This window comes from Levilactobacillus namurensis DSM 19117, assembly GCF_001434785.1.
In the GTDB taxonomy this organism is placed as follows: domain Bacteria; phylum Bacillota; class Bacilli; order Lactobacillales; family Lactobacillaceae; genus Levilactobacillus; species Levilactobacillus namurensis.
In genome coordinates this window covers 89,694-105,903 of sequence record NZ_AZDT01000042.1, presented here as the reverse complement: position 1 = coordinate 105,903, position 16,210 = coordinate 89,694, and the positions used below count along the sequence as shown (strand labels likewise).

The 16,210-nt window shown below is 54.7% G+C and carries 14 protein-coding genes and 1 other annotated feature; of the genes, 6 read left to right on the top strand and 8 right to left on the bottom strand.

All coding sequences use genetic code 11. The features are described 5' to 3' along the window. Positions 1–159: 159 nt before the first annotated feature. A complete protein-coding gene (locus FD30_RS06865) occupies positions 160–1,518 on the top strand; it encodes an FAD-dependent oxidoreductase (RefSeq protein WP_056944421.1) in 1,359 nt (452 codons plus the stop codon). A gap of 147 nt (positions 1,519–1,665) precedes the next feature. Here the strand turns inward: FD30_RS06865 and tyrS are convergent, their stop codons facing one another. From tyrS to FD30_RS06840, 5 genes are all read right to left on the bottom strand, one after another. Next, on the bottom strand, positions 1,666–2,925 hold the full coding sequence (tyrS, locus tag FD30_RS06860) for a tyrosine--tRNA ligase (RefSeq protein WP_056944420.1): 1,260 nt from the start codon (positions 2,923–2,925) through the stop codon (positions 1,666–1,668). Positions 2,926–2,978: 53 nt separating this feature from the next. Continuing rightward, positions 2,979–3,183: a binding site (T-box leader), on the bottom strand. 41 nt (positions 3,184–3,224) lie between these two features. Continuing rightward, complete coding sequence (locus tag FD30_RS06855; RefSeq protein ID WP_056944419.1) at positions 3,225–4,607, bottom strand: Nramp family divalent metal transporter; 1,383 nt, start codon at positions 4,605–4,607, stop codon at positions 3,225–3,227. A gap of 850 nt (positions 4,608–5,457) precedes the next feature. After that, positions 5,458–5,856, bottom strand: a complete 399-nt coding sequence (locus FD30_RS06850) for a MarR family winged helix-turn-helix transcriptional regulator (RefSeq protein ID WP_056944418.1) — start codon at positions 5,854–5,856, stop codon at positions 5,458–5,460. 80 nt (positions 5,857–5,936) lie between these two features. Continuing rightward, positions 5,937–7,403, bottom strand: a complete 1,467-nt coding sequence (locus tag FD30_RS06845; RefSeq protein WP_056944417.1) for a helix-turn-helix domain-containing protein — start codon at positions 7,401–7,403, stop codon at positions 5,937–5,939. A 72-nt stretch (positions 7,404–7,475) separates the two neighbouring features. After that, on the bottom strand, positions 7,476–7,718 hold the full coding sequence (locus FD30_RS06840; protein WP_056944416.1) for a hypothetical protein: 243 nt from the start codon (positions 7,716–7,718) through the stop codon (positions 7,476–7,478). 235 nt (positions 7,719–7,953) lie between these two features. On the opposite strand from FD30_RS06840, the gene FD30_RS06835 reads away from it, so the two are divergent. From FD30_RS06835 to FD30_RS06825, 3 genes are read left to right on the top strand one after another with little or no spacing between them, the layout of a single operon-like run. Beyond that, the gene (locus FD30_RS06835; protein WP_056944415.1) at positions 7,954–9,180 is read left to right on the top strand and encodes a glycosyltransferase; all 1,227 of its coding nucleotides are present in this window, start codon (positions 7,954–7,956) and stop codon (positions 9,178–9,180) included. A 3-nt stretch (positions 9,181–9,183) separates the two neighbouring features. After that, positions 9,184–9,486, top strand: a complete 303-nt coding sequence (locus tag FD30_RS06830; protein WP_056944414.1) for a hypothetical protein — start codon at positions 9,184–9,186, stop codon at positions 9,484–9,486. After that, the gene (locus FD30_RS06825; protein ID WP_056944413.1) at positions 9,483–10,379 is read left to right on the top strand and encodes a polysaccharide deacetylase family protein; all 897 of its coding nucleotides are present in this window, start codon (positions 9,483–9,485) and stop codon (positions 10,377–10,379) included. The genes FD30_RS06830 and FD30_RS06825 overlap by 4 nt, the downstream gene beginning before the upstream one ends. Positions 10,380–10,818: 439 nt before the next feature. Here FD30_RS06825 and FD30_RS06820 read toward each other — a convergent pair whose 3' ends face one another. Continuing rightward, positions 10,819–12,234: a cytosine permease gene (locus FD30_RS06820; protein WP_024747557.1), complete on the bottom strand. Its 1,416-nt coding sequence runs from the start codon at positions 12,232–12,234 to the stop codon at positions 10,819–10,821. A 31-nt stretch (positions 12,235–12,265) separates the two neighbouring features. Further along, on the bottom strand, positions 12,266–12,706 hold the full coding sequence (locus FD30_RS06815; protein ID WP_024747556.1) for a nucleoside 2-deoxyribosyltransferase: 441 nt from the start codon (positions 12,704–12,706) through the stop codon (positions 12,266–12,268). Positions 12,707–13,057: 351 nt separating this feature from the next. Here FD30_RS06815 and FD30_RS06810 point away from each other — a divergent pair, with 351 nt between their 5' ends. Next, positions 13,058–13,531, top strand: coding sequence for a PH domain-containing protein (locus FD30_RS06810; protein WP_056944412.1), 474 nt, complete (start codon positions 13,058–13,060; stop codon positions 13,529–13,531). Next, positions 13,518–14,966: a PH domain-containing protein gene (locus FD30_RS06805; RefSeq protein WP_056944411.1), complete on the top strand. Its 1,449-nt coding sequence runs from the start codon at positions 13,518–13,520 to the stop codon at positions 14,964–14,966. Before FD30_RS06810 ends, FD30_RS06805 begins: the two co-directional genes overlap by 14 nt. 310 nt (positions 14,967–15,276) lie before the next feature. Here the strand turns inward: FD30_RS06805 and FD30_RS06800 are convergent, their stop codons facing one another. Further along, positions 15,277–16,200, bottom strand: coding sequence for an ABC transporter permease (locus FD30_RS06800; protein WP_056944410.1), 924 nt, complete (start codon positions 16,198–16,200; stop codon positions 15,277–15,279). Positions 16,201–16,210: the final 10 nt, after the last annotated feature.

The following is a 16,210-nucleotide window of genomic DNA, read 5'->3' as shown; positions in this document are numbered from 1 at the left end:
TTAAAAGGTGAAAACGTAAAATTCCCATCAAGCACTTGAATCATGTGTTTGATGGGAATTTTGGAGTTTCTGGTGAATAATTCAGGGTATACTCTAATTGAAGGATTAATTTAATTCGTAAATGTTTTAACCATTATTAAGAAAGCCTAGGTGAACCATTTGAAGATTATCATTGTCGGCTGTACCCATGCGGGGATCGCCGCCATTAAACAGTGCTTAAAATATACCCCTGATGCGGAGATCACCGTCTATGAACGTCATGCGGATATTTCCTATCTTTCTTGTGGGACCTATCTGCACTTAGGCGGGACCGTTAAAAACCTTGACGCCGTTTTCTACGCCGATCCAGCCGACTTCACCCAACAAGGTGTGCACATGCACCTACAAACGGACGTCATCAAAATCGACGCCCAGCAGCACACCCTACTGGTTCAAGATCTCCAAACCAAGCAATTCAGTCACGACCACTACGATAAATTGATCATGGCTACGGGGTCCGCCACCAAGATTCCCGTCATCACGGGCATCGAGAACCCTAAGGTCATGCTCTGCAAGACCTGTGACCAAGCGCATCACCTGTACGCCGCCGCGCAGACCCACCACCGAATCGGTATCTTAGGCGGCGGGTACACCGGCGTGGAACTCGCCGAAGGCTACGTCCGCTCCGGCCACGACGTCACCCTCTTTCAACGTAACGACCAACTGCTCAACACCTACATGGACCCCGTCATGGCCCAGAAGGTTCAACGCCTGCTTCAAGCCAAGGGCGTCCACGTGGTCACCGGCGCCGACGTCACGCGTTTCGATGAAACCGCCACGGGATTGACCGTCACCACGACCCAAGCCACCTACGAAGTGGACATGGTCGCCGTCTGCCCTGGGATTCTCCCCCAGTCAGACCTCTTGAAGGGCCAAGTCCGACTCAGCAAGAACGGCGCCATCATCACCAACGCTTATATGGAAACTTCCGACCCCGACATCCTCGCGGCCGGCGACGTCACGGAAGTCCGGTACAATCCGACACTCCACACCACCTACATCCCCCTGGCCTCCCACGCGATTCGCCAAGGTGCCCTAGCTGGCATGAACGTGACCCAGCACCGGCTCCAATCCATTGGAACTCAAGCCACGACCGGGATGCTGCTGTTCAACCAAACCGTGGCCTGCACCGGTCTGACCTTAGCAGCGGCTCAGGCCGCGGGCTACGATGCACGCACGGCATTCTACCAGGGCAACTACCGTCCCGACTTCATGCCGACCACGGCCCCCGTGACCATCGAACTGGTCTACGATCGTACCAGCCGGCGAATCCTGGGTGCGCAACTCATGAGTGCCCACGAAGTCGCCCAATCGGCCAACACGGTCTCGGTCCTGATTCAAAACAACAACACTATTGATCAGATGGCCTTCGTAGATATGCTATTCTCCCCGAACTTCGACGAACCCTTTAACTACCTGAACCTAGTCGCCCAACTCGCGGTCGACCAAGAGGATGGGTTCGCCAGTCAACAAGCTTAACGACTTTTAAACACGCCAATCAGGACGCTTACACCGGTCAACCGGTCGCGGCGTCCTTTTTGCTTGCCCGCCTTTTTGCTAGCTAACCAAAAAAGCGCTGTAAAACCGTCTTGGTTTTACAGCGCTCATCTGAATCTATCTTACTGCTTAATCACTGACCCGAGCTAAGAAGTACCGCTTCTTCCCCCGCCGAACGATCACGAACTTCCCATCAAACGCTGCTGATGGGTCGATCTCGGCGTCAGTATCCGTGACCTTTTCACCGTTAATCCGGATGGCCCCGTTGGTGACGTCTTCCCGAGCTTGCCGCCGGGATGATTCAATCTTAGTCGTGTCCACTAACCATTCAACGATGCCCTGCTTAGCAGAGGTGACCGTCACGGACGGCATGTTCTTGAATCCTTGTTCAATTTCGTTAGCCGTCAGTTCTGCAACATCCCCGGAGAACAGCGCCTTGGTGATGTGTTGGGCTTCGACCACGGCATCCTTCCCGTGAACAAATTCCGTGACTTCTTCAGCCAACCGCTTCTGCGCTTCTCGCTTTTCAGGGTGCGTCGCCACGGCGTCGGCCAACCGGTTGATCTCATCTTGGTCCAAGAAAGTAAAGTACTTCAAGAACTTCACCACGTCCCGGTCATCCGTGTTGATCCAGAATTGGTAGAAGTCGTAAGGCGAGGTCTTTTCCGGATCTAACCAGACGTTGCCGCCTTCGGACTTACCAAACTTGGTTCCGTCCGCCTTCAACAGCAGCGGAATCGTCAGCCCATAGACCTTCGCATCGGTGCCTTCTTGCCGGTGAATCAGGTCGATACCGGACGTGATGTTGCCCCATTGGTCGGCCCCACCGATCTGGAGTTGGACGTCTTCGTGTCGGTAGAGGTGTAAGAAATCAATGGATTGCAGAATTTGGTAGGTGAATTCCGTGTAGGAAATCCCCACTTCCAACCGTGACGCCACGATTTCCTTGTTCAACATGGTGTTAACGTTGAACAACTTCCCGTAGTCCCGTAGGAAATCTAGCAAGGACAGCTTGGACAACCAATCGTAGTTGTTCACAATCTTAAAGCTACCATCTTGACCAAAGAGGTGTTCCATCTGCTTGGTCAAGCATTCTTGGTTATGCCGGACTTGGTCCATGGTCTGCAGAACCCGTTCGGACTTCTTACCAGAAGGGTCCCCAATCGACCCCGTGGCCCCACCGATCACGATGTATGGCCGGTGCCCCGCCAACTGGAACCGCTTGAGAATCATGAAAGGAATCAGATGTCCGATGTGCATCGAGTCCCCCGTGGGATCGATACCGGCATACAACCCCACCTTTTTTTCGTTGACCAATTCAGCCAATCCGGCTTCATCCGTCTGCTGGTTAACCGCCCCGCGCCACTTTAGTTCATCAATAATTGACATTTGCTAATCCTCCTATTTATCACAACAAAAAAGTCCCCAACGGTCCAAAGACCATCAGGGACGAATTAAACAATCCGCGTTACCACCCAAGTTGCTGCCCTCATCAGGCAACCGCTCGTCATCGTTAACGGAATGACCCGCTGGACGATACCAGCCGCTCCACAGCGTAATTCATGCTACCGGACGTTCTAACTCACAGCACCGTTAGATCTCTGGACCGGCGCCGGGCACACTACTCAACTGCTTCTTCGCTTATGACTCTGATATTACCGGCAGAATCGCGAAAAGTCAATGCCTGGTTAGAATAAGTCGGCGACCGTCCCCCAGATAATCTGCAGGTTCAGAATCGTCAAGACGATCGAACTGGTCCACGCGAGTACCGTGACCCACGGCTTATTCGCGTAATCCCCCATGATCTTCTTCGACGACGTGAAAATCGTCAGCGGAATCATCGAGAACGGCAACGCAATCGACAGGAACACCTGAGAATTGACCAACAGACGGTCTAGGGCCTGTTCACTTCCCCCGTAAATCAGGGTACAGATGATCACCGGCGCCACCGAGAGCAGCCGCGTGACCAACCGCCGGACCCACATCGGGATCTTCAGGTTGATGAACCCTTCCATAATCACCTGTCCCGTCAAGGTCCCCGTAATCGTGGAGTTCTGTCCGGAGGCTAGGAGGGCCGTCGCAAAGAGCGTCGAGAGAAACGGCGACGCCACCGCACCAGCCAAATGGTTATCCTGCAAGGCGTTATACAGTTGACTGAAGGTTCCCAGTTGGTCAGCGTCCTTCCCGAAGAACAGTGCCGCCCCCAAAAGCAACAGCAGGCAGTTGATCACGAAAGCCCCTACCAACTGGATATTGGAATCCCAAGTCGTAAACTTCACGGCCCGGCGCATTTCCGCCGGATCATTCCGGTCGAACTTCCGAGTCTGGGCGATCGACGAATGTAAGTACAGATTGTGAGGCATGACCGTCGCCCCCACGATTCCCAGAGCCATGGTCAGTTGTCCCGGATGGACGATTTGTGGCTGCGGGATAAAGTTCGCCATGGCCTGACCCATGTTAGGTTGCGCAATCACCACTTCGTAGGCGAAGACCACCAGAATCACCGTAATCAAGCAGACCACGATGGCTTCGATCTTCCGAAATCCTAATTTCGTCAATAATAATAGAAGTAACACGTCAAAAACGGTCAGCGCGACCCCGATAATCAGCGGAATTCCGAAAAGCAGTTGGAGGGCAATCGCGCCCCCAATCACCTCAGCAATGTCCGTGGCCATGATGGCGAGCTCCGTCATCACCCATAAGACAAAGCCCACCTTCTTGGTGGTATGCGCCCGCGTTGCCTGGGCCAGATCCATCTGCGTCACAATGCCCAGTTTAGCCGCCATGTATTGGAGCAACATCGCAATCAAACTGGAAATCAAGATCACCGACATCAACAGGTACCCGTACTTCGCACCCCCACCAATCGACGTGACCCAGTTACCCGGGTCCATATACCCCACGGCTACCAAGGCCCCCGGCCCCGAAAAGGCAATCAAGTTCTTGAAGAACCCCTTTTCCTTAGGGATGGCTACCGTCCTGTTAATTTCTTCCAATGACGGGCCGTTCGCGTAACCGGTATCCGCTGCGACTTGACCCGGTCGTTCTTTCGTTGAAACGTTGTCTGTCATTTTGATTCACACTCCCCTATCTTTTGTGTCCCATCATTATACCGGACCACCGGGGGCTGTAAAGCGATTTTTAACCATCCCTAACTTTATTTTCAATTCATCTATTAAACCAATTAGCCCCCAAATACGCAACGTTGGTGGCAACTCGGCATTTCCTAAATTGTCCCGTCCCATGCTGGGGGACGTCTGGGAAATCAAAATCGACGGTAAAATCACCGCCTTTTTGAAACAGCCTCCGTCTAACTGCTGGTTGCCTTGGGTCGTGCGTACCAGCAAGGCAGATTGTGGCAATCATCCGCCTTACCGGTTAGCCCTGAAGAGGCTGGAACGTGGTGGGCACGACGTAAGCCCTGAAAACCCCAGGTCTTCAAGCTCGGCCTTTGGGTAAGCCAGCTGAAAAACGCTGACTAACCCAAACGACACCACTGAGCCTCTTCAGGCCCAACCTCACGGCTAAATTGAGCGTATCAAAAATGGTGTTTCCTAGCGCTTGAAATTGAAAATACCAACGTGTGGAATGATTAGAACCAAATAATCAGGTGTAAATCTTATTAGACCTTGAGTCCGTGGTAAGAATCACCATCTATTCAGTTGGCTTGCACCATAGCTACAAACAGTTAATGAGCTTATTCATACCAGCCACCGCTAAAGCCATGTTCTGCTATGATTACACGGCGTTCCAGCCTGGTCTGGCCGTCCGGTAAGGCGCATGACCACCACGGCGGTCATTGGTTTATCATCACGGACCTCGAGTATGTTCAGTCTTCAGCGCCACATAGGCCACGGCAATTCAAAAGGGCTCTGTAAAACCAGCTTGGTTTCACAGAGCCCATCTTAGTCTGTCTACTTTTTAACTGTCCGACAATTCCTCGCTGGTCGGCGTATCCGCAGCGGCTGCCAACTGGGTCAACGCCCGATGCAGGGTCGCCGGCAACTGCTGGCGAATCACCTGTAGCTGGGCTTGACCCCGCGCCGTCAACGCCAAGTACCGTCGGCGGCGGTCATCCGGGGCCATGTGCTGGTCCAGATACCCCCGCTGACACAGATTGACCACCAGATTCGACGTTCGCGTTGCAGAAAAGCCCAACTTATGAGCCACCTGCGCCACGGATAACCGCTCCGTCGCGACGTATCCGATCACCTGACACTGGGGCAGGTTCAGGCTCAGGTCGGCCAACGGTTGATTGTAGCACTGGGTTACAAACCCGTAAATCGCCATGACCTTATTCAAATCATCCTGTACTGCCATCCAGTCCCACTCCAATTCGTTTAAAATGTATACGCTTACATCTAGTATACTACGCCATCCCCGATGACGTAGCCTGAATCTTAGTCGGAATGTTGAAAATCCAGCGCAAAGAGGGATAAGTCATGATGCCGTAGCGTCTTGATCAGCCGGTCCAGGTTCTCACCGTACTCCAATTCCTTAATCCAATGGAACGTCTCCAGGTGGTGCTCCTGGGCGAACTGGTACGCCAAGTCGTCCACCCCGTAGATCACCAGGTAGTTCGCCCGGCGCTGCGGGTCGATGGACAACTGGTCACACAGGATCTGCAGGTGCACGATGCCCCCCAACAACCGGTTAAAGACGTCCGTGGTGACCCCGACCATGTCGTAGGAGACCAGGATCTCAACTTTAGCCGCCGTCAGGTTCAATCCGTTAGTGTACTTGCTCAGGTACCCCTGCACCAACCGCAAGTCACTGCTGGTAATCAACTGCGGGTAGAGCCGTGCCATACTGGTCGTCAGTGCGGCCGCGGCGGCCGTGGATTCCTTGGTCGCCCGGTACAGCGTCGTAATTTCGGGCCGCAATAACGGGTCCACGCGGAACAGCATCATAAACTGACATAAGGCGAATAACCAGTTGGCAAACCAGTTACGCCCCTCAGCATAATCCGTTAATTCAACAACTCCGGGGGCCAACTGGTAGTCCCCGACCCGTTGTTGCAACCCGCGGTACAGGCGTTTCAAGCTATCCGGCCGCAACGCCCGAACAAAGTACGGCGAACTGGTCAGCAAGTAATCCAGCGTCGCCAATTGCGTCAGCACCTTCTTAGGCGAGTCTCCCAGTTGAAGCTGGAAGTTACGGGCCAACTCACGTAAATCCGTGAGGTGCGCCAGGGGTAACCGCAACGGTGCGTATCGGTGCCCTTGCGCCAACCGCAACAACGAAATCGTAATCAACAATTTCCGGTGCTGTGCCAAACCCGGCGAATCACAGTAGAGCTGACTTCCCGTATAGGTGGTCCGAATCGCCGTGGCTAACGGCCGGTACTGCAATGGCACCTTCGGCAACTCCGCCAACGTGGTCATCGTCGTGGTAAACAGGGTCAGATACAGCAGCTGAATCAGCGCTTCATTGCCCGTCAACTGCAACGGATTCGTGGTTAACTCCAGCTGATACTGGGCCAACTGTTCACGCATCGGCCGCATCCGCCGGTTGAACGTCGAGAGACTAATCTGGTGTTGGGCACAGACGTCTTGGGCCCGTTTTTCCGGGTACGCCAACGTGGTCAGAATCGCCTGATACGGAATGCTGTTCACGTACAGCCAGTGCCGATACGCATCCGGCGTCACGTCCGTCTCCAAGTGGTCCTTGGTCAGCTTGGTAGCTGGCGCTAGTTCTAGCAGGTCCGCCCGCAGGTTCAACAGCACATGGTAGGCCTGCGAATAGCTTTCCGACGTATCGGTCGCAAAATCAGCCAGGTTAAAATGGCCCCCCTGATCATTAATAAAGGTTAATAACCGAATCTTGCGCGTCGCCTTAGGCGTTAACATCGCAAAATCAATCTTCACATGACTCACTCCCCCGTGATAATTAGACAGCCCCCGGCCACCGGGCCGAGGGCTGACACAGTCTCCACGCGTTTAGGCGACGTCCGTGACCGTGGCGTGTTGGACATCCAACGCCGTCAACGTCTCCTTCAAAACGATTCGTGGATCATCATACCGAATAGACGGTAAGACGCTACTCAGGTAATTGCCGGTCAATCGTCCTGCGACGATTTCCGGTGCCACATGGACTTCTCGGCCGTCATTCAAAATCAATGTCACCCGTTTGCCTGCTGCTAACCGTCCAACTAGTGGTAACGTTTCAACCTTTTGGACCATTCAATCACCTTCCTATGCGTTTTTCTATACCTATTTTAACACGTCATTTCCAAATCCGACCGTCTAGTTACTCAACAACGTACCCACCCCGAAAACCGTTCGTGTGCAAAAGTTTACGTTTTTCTTATTATTTTTGCGGACCGCATTTTGCGAAGCGTTTTCCATGCTATGCTCTATGCCGGACTGGTTGAGACTATCGACATTTAACATTCAAGTAGGGGGAGAGAGACATACTATGTGGCTTAGCAATTTAAATACTTTTTTCGTCATCGGCTACCCAATCTTCGTATCCGTTATCTGGATCACGGGTAGTTTATTTTTCGGCCTTTTCCGGCGCCAACAGCGTCAGCGGCGAGTCCGTCTAACACCACAGACGGCCCCGTTCGTCTCCATCTTGGTCCCGGCACATAACGAGACCGCAACACTGGAGTCGGCCGTCTACTCACTGGCCAAGCTGGACTACCCGCACTACGAAGTCATCCTCATCGATGACGCCAGTACGGACGCTACCTTAGCTATGATGCAGCGCCTGAAAAAGCACTGGGCAGCAACGTTAGCCCTAACCATCGTTGCGTTGCCCGTCAACCAAGGAAAGGCCAACGCCTTAAATCAGGGGTATCAAGTCGCCCAGGGGGATTACTTAATGGCCATCGACGCCGATTCACTCCTGGCGCCCGATGCCGTCAGTCAATTGGTAACGACGCTCGCCGAAAATCCACGCTACGGGGCAGTTACGGGGAAGCCCGTGGTACGGAATCGCACCAGTCTACTGGGGCGCTTGCAGTTACTGGAATACGTGGCCGTGATTGACCTGATCAAGAAGGCCCAATCCTACCTGACCGGCAACATCACCACGGTCTCCGGGGTCCTGGTGGCGTTTCGCCGCGAAGCCTTAGACGCCGTGGGTGGGTGGAACCCGGACGTCTTGACTGAAGACATCGACATTACCTGGCGTCTGTACCGGCACCACTGGCGCGTGGCCTACGAACCACAAGCCATCTGCTGGATTCTGGTGCCCGAGCGGATGCGGGGGCTGATCAAACAACGGCAACGCTGGGCCCGGGGCGGCTTAGAAGTCCTGGTCACCAACTGGCGCGGGCTGTTCACGGCCCCCATCGGCCAACGGTGGCTGCTCGCGGAGTCCGTTATCAGTAACATCTGGGCCACACTGACCGCTTTTGGAATGTTAGCCTACGGATTTCAACTTCTGTTCTTGCACAGCCTATCGTTAGATGGTAACCTGTTGGTTCTGATGTTTATCCTAAACGGCATCCAGTTCACCATTGGGTTCTTCGCATCCCAATACACCGCCCAGCTTAAGGGGCCGGAACTACTGCTCGTTCCAATTTACGTTTTGTATTACTGGCTCATCAACCTGGTGAGCTGCCTGCTGGCCATCGGCTCTTACCTGGTCAACCCGCAGCGAACCGGGACTTGGCGGAGTCCAGATCGGGGGTTATAAATCGTGCAAAAACGGGAGAAATTTGCACCAATCATTCGCCGGCAGACCAGCTGGCGTAGTCGGAGTACTCGGGGCCTAGTCCTCGTGGTATTATGGGGATTCATCGCTTTAGTGGTCTTAGCCAACATCGGGTTCAGTCTGGGCTGGTACAGTGATTCACTAGTCAGTCTCTACCTCTTGTTCAACCTCAAGGTCCACGGCGATAATCAATTGTTAGTCTTTATCGGGTGGTTAATCATCCTGACCCCAGTCTATTGTGGCTGGCGCTGGTACCGCCTCAGTCATGATAAGGGAGGTCGCTCATGAGCCACCGCTTACGTCGGAACTTGTTGCTGACCGCGGTCTTAGCGGTCATCGTCGGGGTCGGCTGGACGGTCCGCAAACAGGCCGTTCAAGAGTCCGCCATGCGCGAGAGTTACGCGCTACCCAAGACCTACCAGCAGATGCGCAACGGTATCATGGTCCTGTGTTACCACCGGATTCTGGACGATAACGTCCCGACCAAGATCATTCGCGACCTATCCCCGAACTCTCAGTTGCACGAATTCAACGTCCCAGCTGACCAGTTCGCCCAACAGATGAAATACTTACACGACCACCACGTCAAGGTCATTACTTCAGACCAGATGGCGCGGATGGTCCACCATCACCAGCCTATTCGCGGCAAATACGCCGTTTTGAGCTTTGACGACATCGACCGGACCGTGATCGACCACGCCGTTCCCGTGATGAACCGCTATAAGTTCCCCTTCACTGCCTTCATCATTACGGGGAATACCGGTGAATACCGGGAAGGTACCCAGCTGGCGACCTGGTCACAGATCAACGCCGCTCGGAAGACCACTCACGGTCGGATGGAACTGGGCCTACACACCCACGACATGCACCACTTGAACGCCCACATGCAACCCGTATTCATGCAACCCCACTTCTACGGCAAGTTCCAACGGGACTTCGCCCAGTCTAAGCGGGACTTGGTGCGGCACACGGGCGTCCGGGCCAACTCGTTTGCCTTTCCATACGGCGCCGGGACGGACCAGATCAACCGATTCCTGGCCCAGCAAAAGCTAGCCTGGGTGGCCACCCTCGATACGGGACTAGTCACCGACGACACCGACCTCAACGAAACACCGCGGGTCATCGTCAACCACGAGAGTTGGCCGTCCATCGCGCACTGGTTTCAGTCGTCCGATTCGTAACCGACCGGGGCGAATTCTAGAACTCACGTTAATGGTCATCAAACTATGGTAAAAGAACCGTCTGTCACCTGGAACTTTCCCGGTGACAGACGGTTCTTTTGATTTCAACAAATGCCCGGCACTCATGCTGGCCATCCCCCGTACGAGAACGTAGCCACCCGGTAAGCCACTGACCTGAACAATATCTAAAAACAGCCTGATCCCCGCGCAAGGAAGCGGGAGTCAGGCTGTTCGGCATCACGGTTTAAGTTTGCCCTCACAGGCAACGTCATGTCTTCAGACCCCGGTAACCACCAGATACTCGCCGATAGGATGCGTGGTCCCAGTCGTGAACATTATCGTAATTAGCCGTGATCTGTTTTAGAAACGGTTTGAAACCTAATTGATAACCAGAAACTCCAAGGACCTCTGCCACAACCATTCTGGTTTAAGACCAGCCCTAATCCTTATTTTCTACCGGCGCAGCTGTCGGGTGCGTCAAGCGCATCCCCAGGCCGTAGATGACCGCCGTAATGATCATCGCGATAAACGTCGCGCCAATCGTGGTCGAGATGACCGTGACCTGCTTCAATCCCCAGTACGCCACGACTCCCAAGAGCCAGCTGGCCACGGCAACCCAGTTGATCCCCCGGGTGTACCAGTAAGCCCCGCGAACCTTGGTGAATTCGGCCAACCGGTACTGCTTCCCTTTCAAGAAGAAGTAGTCGACCAAGAAGACCGCAATCTCGGGTCCCAGGAACATCCCGATACCATCCAAGAACGCCTCGAAGACGTCCAAGAAGCTGGCCAGGTAGACCGGAATGAAGGTGACCGCCGCTGCGACTAAAGTCACGATCCAGAGACTGACGTTTAGCGACAGCTGGTGGACCATGTTCGTCAGCGCCGACCCGGCCGACATCAGGTTGACCGCGTTAGCCGTAGTACTGGTCAAGACGATGACCAAGAGGGCCAAGACGCCCAGACCCAACTTCGCCGCTACCGTACTAGGGTCAGAGTTGTTCGGGTCGAAGTGGTTCAGCGTGACCGCCGTACCAATCGTGGCGAACAGGCCGATAAAGGCGAACCAGAATAAACCGAAGTTCGCACCCAAGAAACTGAAGGTCGTCGCCGCTGACTTCTTCGCCGTGAAGCGACTGAAGTCCGAGGCCGCCGTGACCCAAGCCAAGTTGAAAGCGGCTAAGGTGTCGGCCGCAACGCCGGAAGACATCCGTAAGTTGTGGGGCGGCTGCCAAGTCAGGATATCCCTGAACGAGACCATCCGGAAGACCACGACGGATTCCCAGACCACGAAGATGACCACCAGGACGATTCCAATCCGTTCGATCAACCGCACGGAGCGTTCCCCTAGCGAAATACTCAATAAATGCAAGACACTCATAATGACGATTCCGATGATCAACCCGAAGTTACCGCCCGCTTTCCCGTAAACGGGCCAGCCAAAGAGTTCCCCAAAGATGTAGCTGATGGACGTTGCGGCGATAAACGTGTTCACGGCCGCCCAGCCAATGAACTGCACCACGTTGATGATCGACGGAATAAAACTCCCGCGCAACCCAAACGATGCCCGGGTCAGCGCCATGGCAGGCAACCCCGTCCGGTAACCCATTTCACTGGCTAACGCCAATAAGAGGTACGACACCAAGCCCACGATAATCAAGGTCGTCGACGCGGTGACTAGCCCGCAAGCCGCAATCACACCCCCGATGTACCAGGTCCCGTTATTGGCGTTGGCCCCAATCCAAGTCGCAAATAAATCCCAGTTCGTCATGCGCCGATTCTTACGCGGAATCGACTCGACGTGGCCAAACGTTGTCGCCGTTGGTTTCGCTGTCGTTGCTTTTACCTCTTGTGCCATGCTGATTCACCTTTCTTAAGTTGTCAATCCGTTACAAGATTTCCCCAACAAAATCGCCTTGTGGCAAGGTGTTAAAATCATACGTCGCGAAATCCGCGACCTGCTTGGTGTAGTAATGGAGGCTTTCGGTCACCATCAAGTTGACGCCCTCCGCCTTCTCCTGCAAAGCCAGGATCGGCATGTCGCGCATCGTGGCGACCCCTAATTCGTAAGCGGTCCCGGAATCAATGTTCTGCGCTTCGAAGTCCAAGACCGTCACGATGACGTCAGCCGCAGCAATTTGCGTCATGTCCCGGTGGTAGATCTCCGTCGCCCATTCCTTGGTGAACTGTTCAGCCTGGGCGTCCTGATGTAACCGCGGAGAGTAGAAGTCTTTGACCGTCGGGTTGGCGGTCAGGGCTTGTTCCAACCGGGTCACCCGGTCGACTTGCTCGGGACTAAAGAACGGACTTGCAACGTAGATTTGTGCCATGAAAAAATGCCTCCAAAGTTTTGAGTTTCAACCAGCTAGCCACGAAAAAAGCGGCCGAATTCCGCAAGAATGTCGGCCGCTAGCCGCCAGAAAAATTTCCAGCTTCTACCGTACCTTTGTTAGTCTCACGGGACTAATTTAAAAGGACTATTTGGTTGTTAGAACGTATTATACGGACTCCCTAGCTGGTCGTCAATCCTCATTTCCTTGACAGCGTTTTCCGTTAAACGTTATACGTCCCTCATTTCTGGCCACTGGCGAATTTTTAGCTTTTTCGTATCAGTCCCTTAGTTGTCAAGGACCCGCTAGCTTGCTACACTTAAACTATTCAGGAGAGGAGCAAGATCAGTCATGCACACCACCAAATCCTTACCACCGCGCATTAAACGTATCTGGGGGTACAGTGCCCTAGGCAGCCTACTGGCCCTCTTAGTGATCACGGGGTTGCTCTGGCTAGCCCACCAATTCTGGCACTGGACCCCTTGGTTAGCCGTTCTCGGAGCCATCCTGACGGTCATCGAACCCGTTATTGAATTCGCTCTGATTCCTTACCGCTACCGCTTCAGCCGCTACCAGATCACCCCAACAGCTGTGGAGATGCAGTCTGGTTGGCTCTTCAAGAAGCGCCTGGCCATCCCGATTGCCCGGGTCCAAAACGTCACGCTAAACGCCGGGCCCCTACTCCAGTGGCAACACCTGACGCAGGTCACGGTCGCCACGGCTGCGACCAGCCACACCATCGAAGGCCTCGAGTTACCCGTGGCCGAGCAGCTGCGGGACCAAATCATGCAGCTGGCTCAGGAGGCGCGCCATGACCCAGCCTAAGCACACGCACCCCTTGGGGTATCTCCAACACACTGCTAAACAACTCAAAGACTACTGGTTTCTCATCCTACTGGCCCTCTGGCAGTGGGGCAACCTCTCGGCGTTCTGGCGCCTCACCATGGTGCTTGCCCTGGTGGTCTGGCTGCTGGTCTGGCCCCTGCTACAATGGCTGACTCTAACCTACCTGATCGAACCCACCGCCGTAGTGGTCAACTCCGGTATCTTTATCCGGCACCACCAGCACATCCCCTATTCCCGGATTCAGACCGTCCAGCGAAAACAATGGTTCTACCTTCGGCCGTTCCACCTCGAGACCGTCCAGATTGAAACGGCTAGCCATCAAGACGATGAACCGGAAGTCAAGCTACCGGCGGTTCCCACCACCGTCGCCGACACCCTCAACGCGTACCGTTTCGATCTCCCGCTGACGCCTGATTCGGCTCCCGCGACTGCGCAAACTGCGCCGGAAACAGCTGCCCCGGACTTACCAGACATCCGCCAACGTTACGTCACCAACCCCCACAGCATGGTCCTGTTCGCCCTGACCGGGACCGGCATCATCCCGCTGGCCCTGGTCCTGTTGACCCTTTACGGCAAGTTACCGCATCAGTGGACCGACTCGTTAATCAATGATGCTACTCACTGGGCTGTTCCGTTGCTCATCGGCGGCGCCATTCTGGTCCTACTAGTGGCCTGGCTGGGAGCCTTTGCCTGGATCCTGATTCGCTACTACCACTTCACCCTCACCCGGACCAGCAGTCAGTTGCAGGTCGCCAAGGGGCTCTTCCAGCGCAACACCATCACGGCGCCGCTGGCCCGGGTCCAAGCCGTTCGGTGCAAACAAACCATCCTGCGCCAATGGCTTCACCTCCAAACGGTCCAAATCTTGCTGGCCTCCAAGGCAGCAACCGATGACGACAACGACGACTTGGTCATCCTGCCAGCCATCGTTCAAAGTCGCCTCTACACCACCCTCAACCCGTTCATTGACTGGACTCCCCCGATGGCGCCGCGCCTGACCCAGCTCATCGTGCCCCGCCCGGCTCGCTGGCTGCTCAGCCGCAACGCCGTCCTAGTCGTGATCTTACCCGTTCTGATCGTGGGGTGGCTCTGGCAACCCTGGGGCTGGCTCAGCGCGCTATTGATCCCCCTCGCCATCTTGCAGGGGCAATACGCCGCTCGTAACACGGCCGGCAGCCTGTTGACGCACCAGTTGCTGGTTCTCCAGACAGGCCACTTTTGGACCCGGGAGACGTTCTTCGTCCGTAAGGCTCAGATTCAATCCCTCCGGGTCACTTGGTCGGTCTGGATGCAAAAGCGCCAACTCGCCCACCTGACCGTCAACGTCCGCCATGGTAATCACAACCAAGAGATCACGCTACGCTACATCAGCGCCAAGCAAGCAGAACGACTTTATCAGTGGTATAAAGCCTAATCTCCGGACACACCAAAAAGGGGCACCGTCCATCTAATTGGACGGTGCCCCTTTTAGCCTGCTGATTGTTCCCCAACGCCCAGCAGTTCCCCATGACGCAATTGGTTATGACCCTACTCCTGCGTCACATTAAACAAGTTATCTTATGCCTACTCTCTCTGGCCATCATCATTGCTAAACTGTCGGTCGTTACTTGGCCACGCAATCGAGTTGGTCTCCCAACTCATGGCTCATCTAAGATAGTAGCACGAAATGGCCCGGTGGCTGTTAAAGAAATGGTAAAGTCGTTCAACGGCTAAACCACCGTCTCCTACGCGTGGCGCTGCCGCCAGTCCTCTAACCAGTGTGGGCGCCACAACCAGCCGTAGCCGAAAAGCGACGTTAAGACAAAGGTCCAAGCCCCCGCCACTAGGTCCGTTCCATTAATGGTGAACAGTGCCGTCATGTAGACTACGAAGACTAGGTACAACGGCAAGCGCAACTTAGGGAATAACAGGTACTCCCCGTTATGCTCCAGGGAGAGGCGGCCGAACAGACCGGCGCCCCAGACCCACAAAATCAGACTGGCCGCTAACCAGAGTCCCACGGCCAACCAATCCCGTTGGGCACTGGTCCAGTGGTGCAGCAGGCCCTGGATGATGTTGACGACTCCAATCAACGAAATGGTAAACCCACCAATGGTCACCATCAATGGCCCGGTCTGGCCCACGATCAACGCGGCAAACCAGCTCAGGGCAAACATCCCCAGTGACATCGCCAGTCCTAGAGCCCACGAGGTCAGCACCCCCGGCCAAGCTAAGTTGAGGGTGACGCCATGGGGGACGTGCAGCCAGTAGATCAGGTACTGTTCCAGCGTCGTAATCACGGCCACCGCTACTAACCCCACCAGGCTCATGCCCAGCTTGGTCCAATAGATTACTGAACGGCGGTAGCCGCTGGCGAATAAGAACTGGTTAAAGTTCTCCGTGCGATCCAGCAGCATTAAAAACAAGCCGCCCAACCAGAACACGAAGACCAACCAGTACGAATACAGCGAAAAAGTTGCGTTGGCGCTACCCAGGTAGGGTTCCCAACGGTGAATTTGGTTCCCGAATAGGGTGTCGGTCGCCGACAAATTCCAGGTCGTCACGTTCAACAAGGCCAGGATCAAGCCCATAACCAGTGAAATCGCCAGTAACGCCCAGAAACGTTGCCGATACCGTTGCCAGAAAAGCGCTAATAAGTGTTTTGTCATCAGTCCGCCC

What these genes read in the sequence shown, in the direction of transcription:
- tyrS (WP_056944420.1), bottom strand. Translation starts at nt 2,925, where the DNA reads ATGTCAATTATTGATGAACTAAAGTGGCGCGGGGCGGTTAACCAGCAG.
- FD30_RS06855 (WP_056944419.1), bottom strand. Translation starts at nt 4,607, where the DNA reads ATGACAGACAACGTTTCAACGAAAGAACGACCGGGTCAAGTCGCAGCG.
- FD30_RS06850 (WP_056944418.1), bottom strand. Translation starts at nt 5,856, where the DNA reads ATGGCAGTACAGGATGATTTGAATAAGGTCATGGCGATTTACGGGTTT.
- FD30_RS06840 (WP_056944416.1), bottom strand. Translation starts at nt 7,718, where the DNA reads ATGGTCCAAAAGGTTGAAACGTTACCACTAGTTGGACGGTTAGCAGCA.
- FD30_RS06835 (WP_056944415.1), top strand. Translation starts at nt 7,954, where the DNA reads ATGTGGCTTAGCAATTTAAATACTTTTTTCGTCATCGGCTACCCAATC.
- FD30_RS06825 (WP_056944413.1), top strand. Translation starts at nt 9,483, where the DNA reads ATGAGCCACCGCTTACGTCGGAACTTGTTGCTGACCGCGGTCTTAGCG.
- FD30_RS06820 (WP_024747557.1), bottom strand. Translation starts at nt 12,234, where the DNA reads ATGGCACAAGAGGTAAAAGCAACGACAGCGAAACCAACGGCGACAACG.
- FD30_RS06815 (WP_024747556.1), bottom strand. Translation starts at nt 12,706, where the DNA reads ATGGCACAAATCTACGTTGCAAGTCCGTTCTTTAGTCCCGAGCAAGTC.
- FD30_RS06810 (WP_056944412.1), top strand. Translation starts at nt 13,058, where the DNA reads ATGCACACCACCAAATCCTTACCACCGCGCATTAAACGTATCTGGGGG.
- FD30_RS06805 (WP_056944411.1), top strand. Translation starts at nt 13,518, where the DNA reads ATGACCCAGCCTAAGCACACGCACCCCTTGGGGTATCTCCAACACACT.
- FD30_RS06800 (WP_056944410.1), bottom strand. Translation starts at nt 16,200, where the DNA reads ATGACAAAACACTTATTAGCGCTTTTCTGGCAACGGTATCGGCAACGT.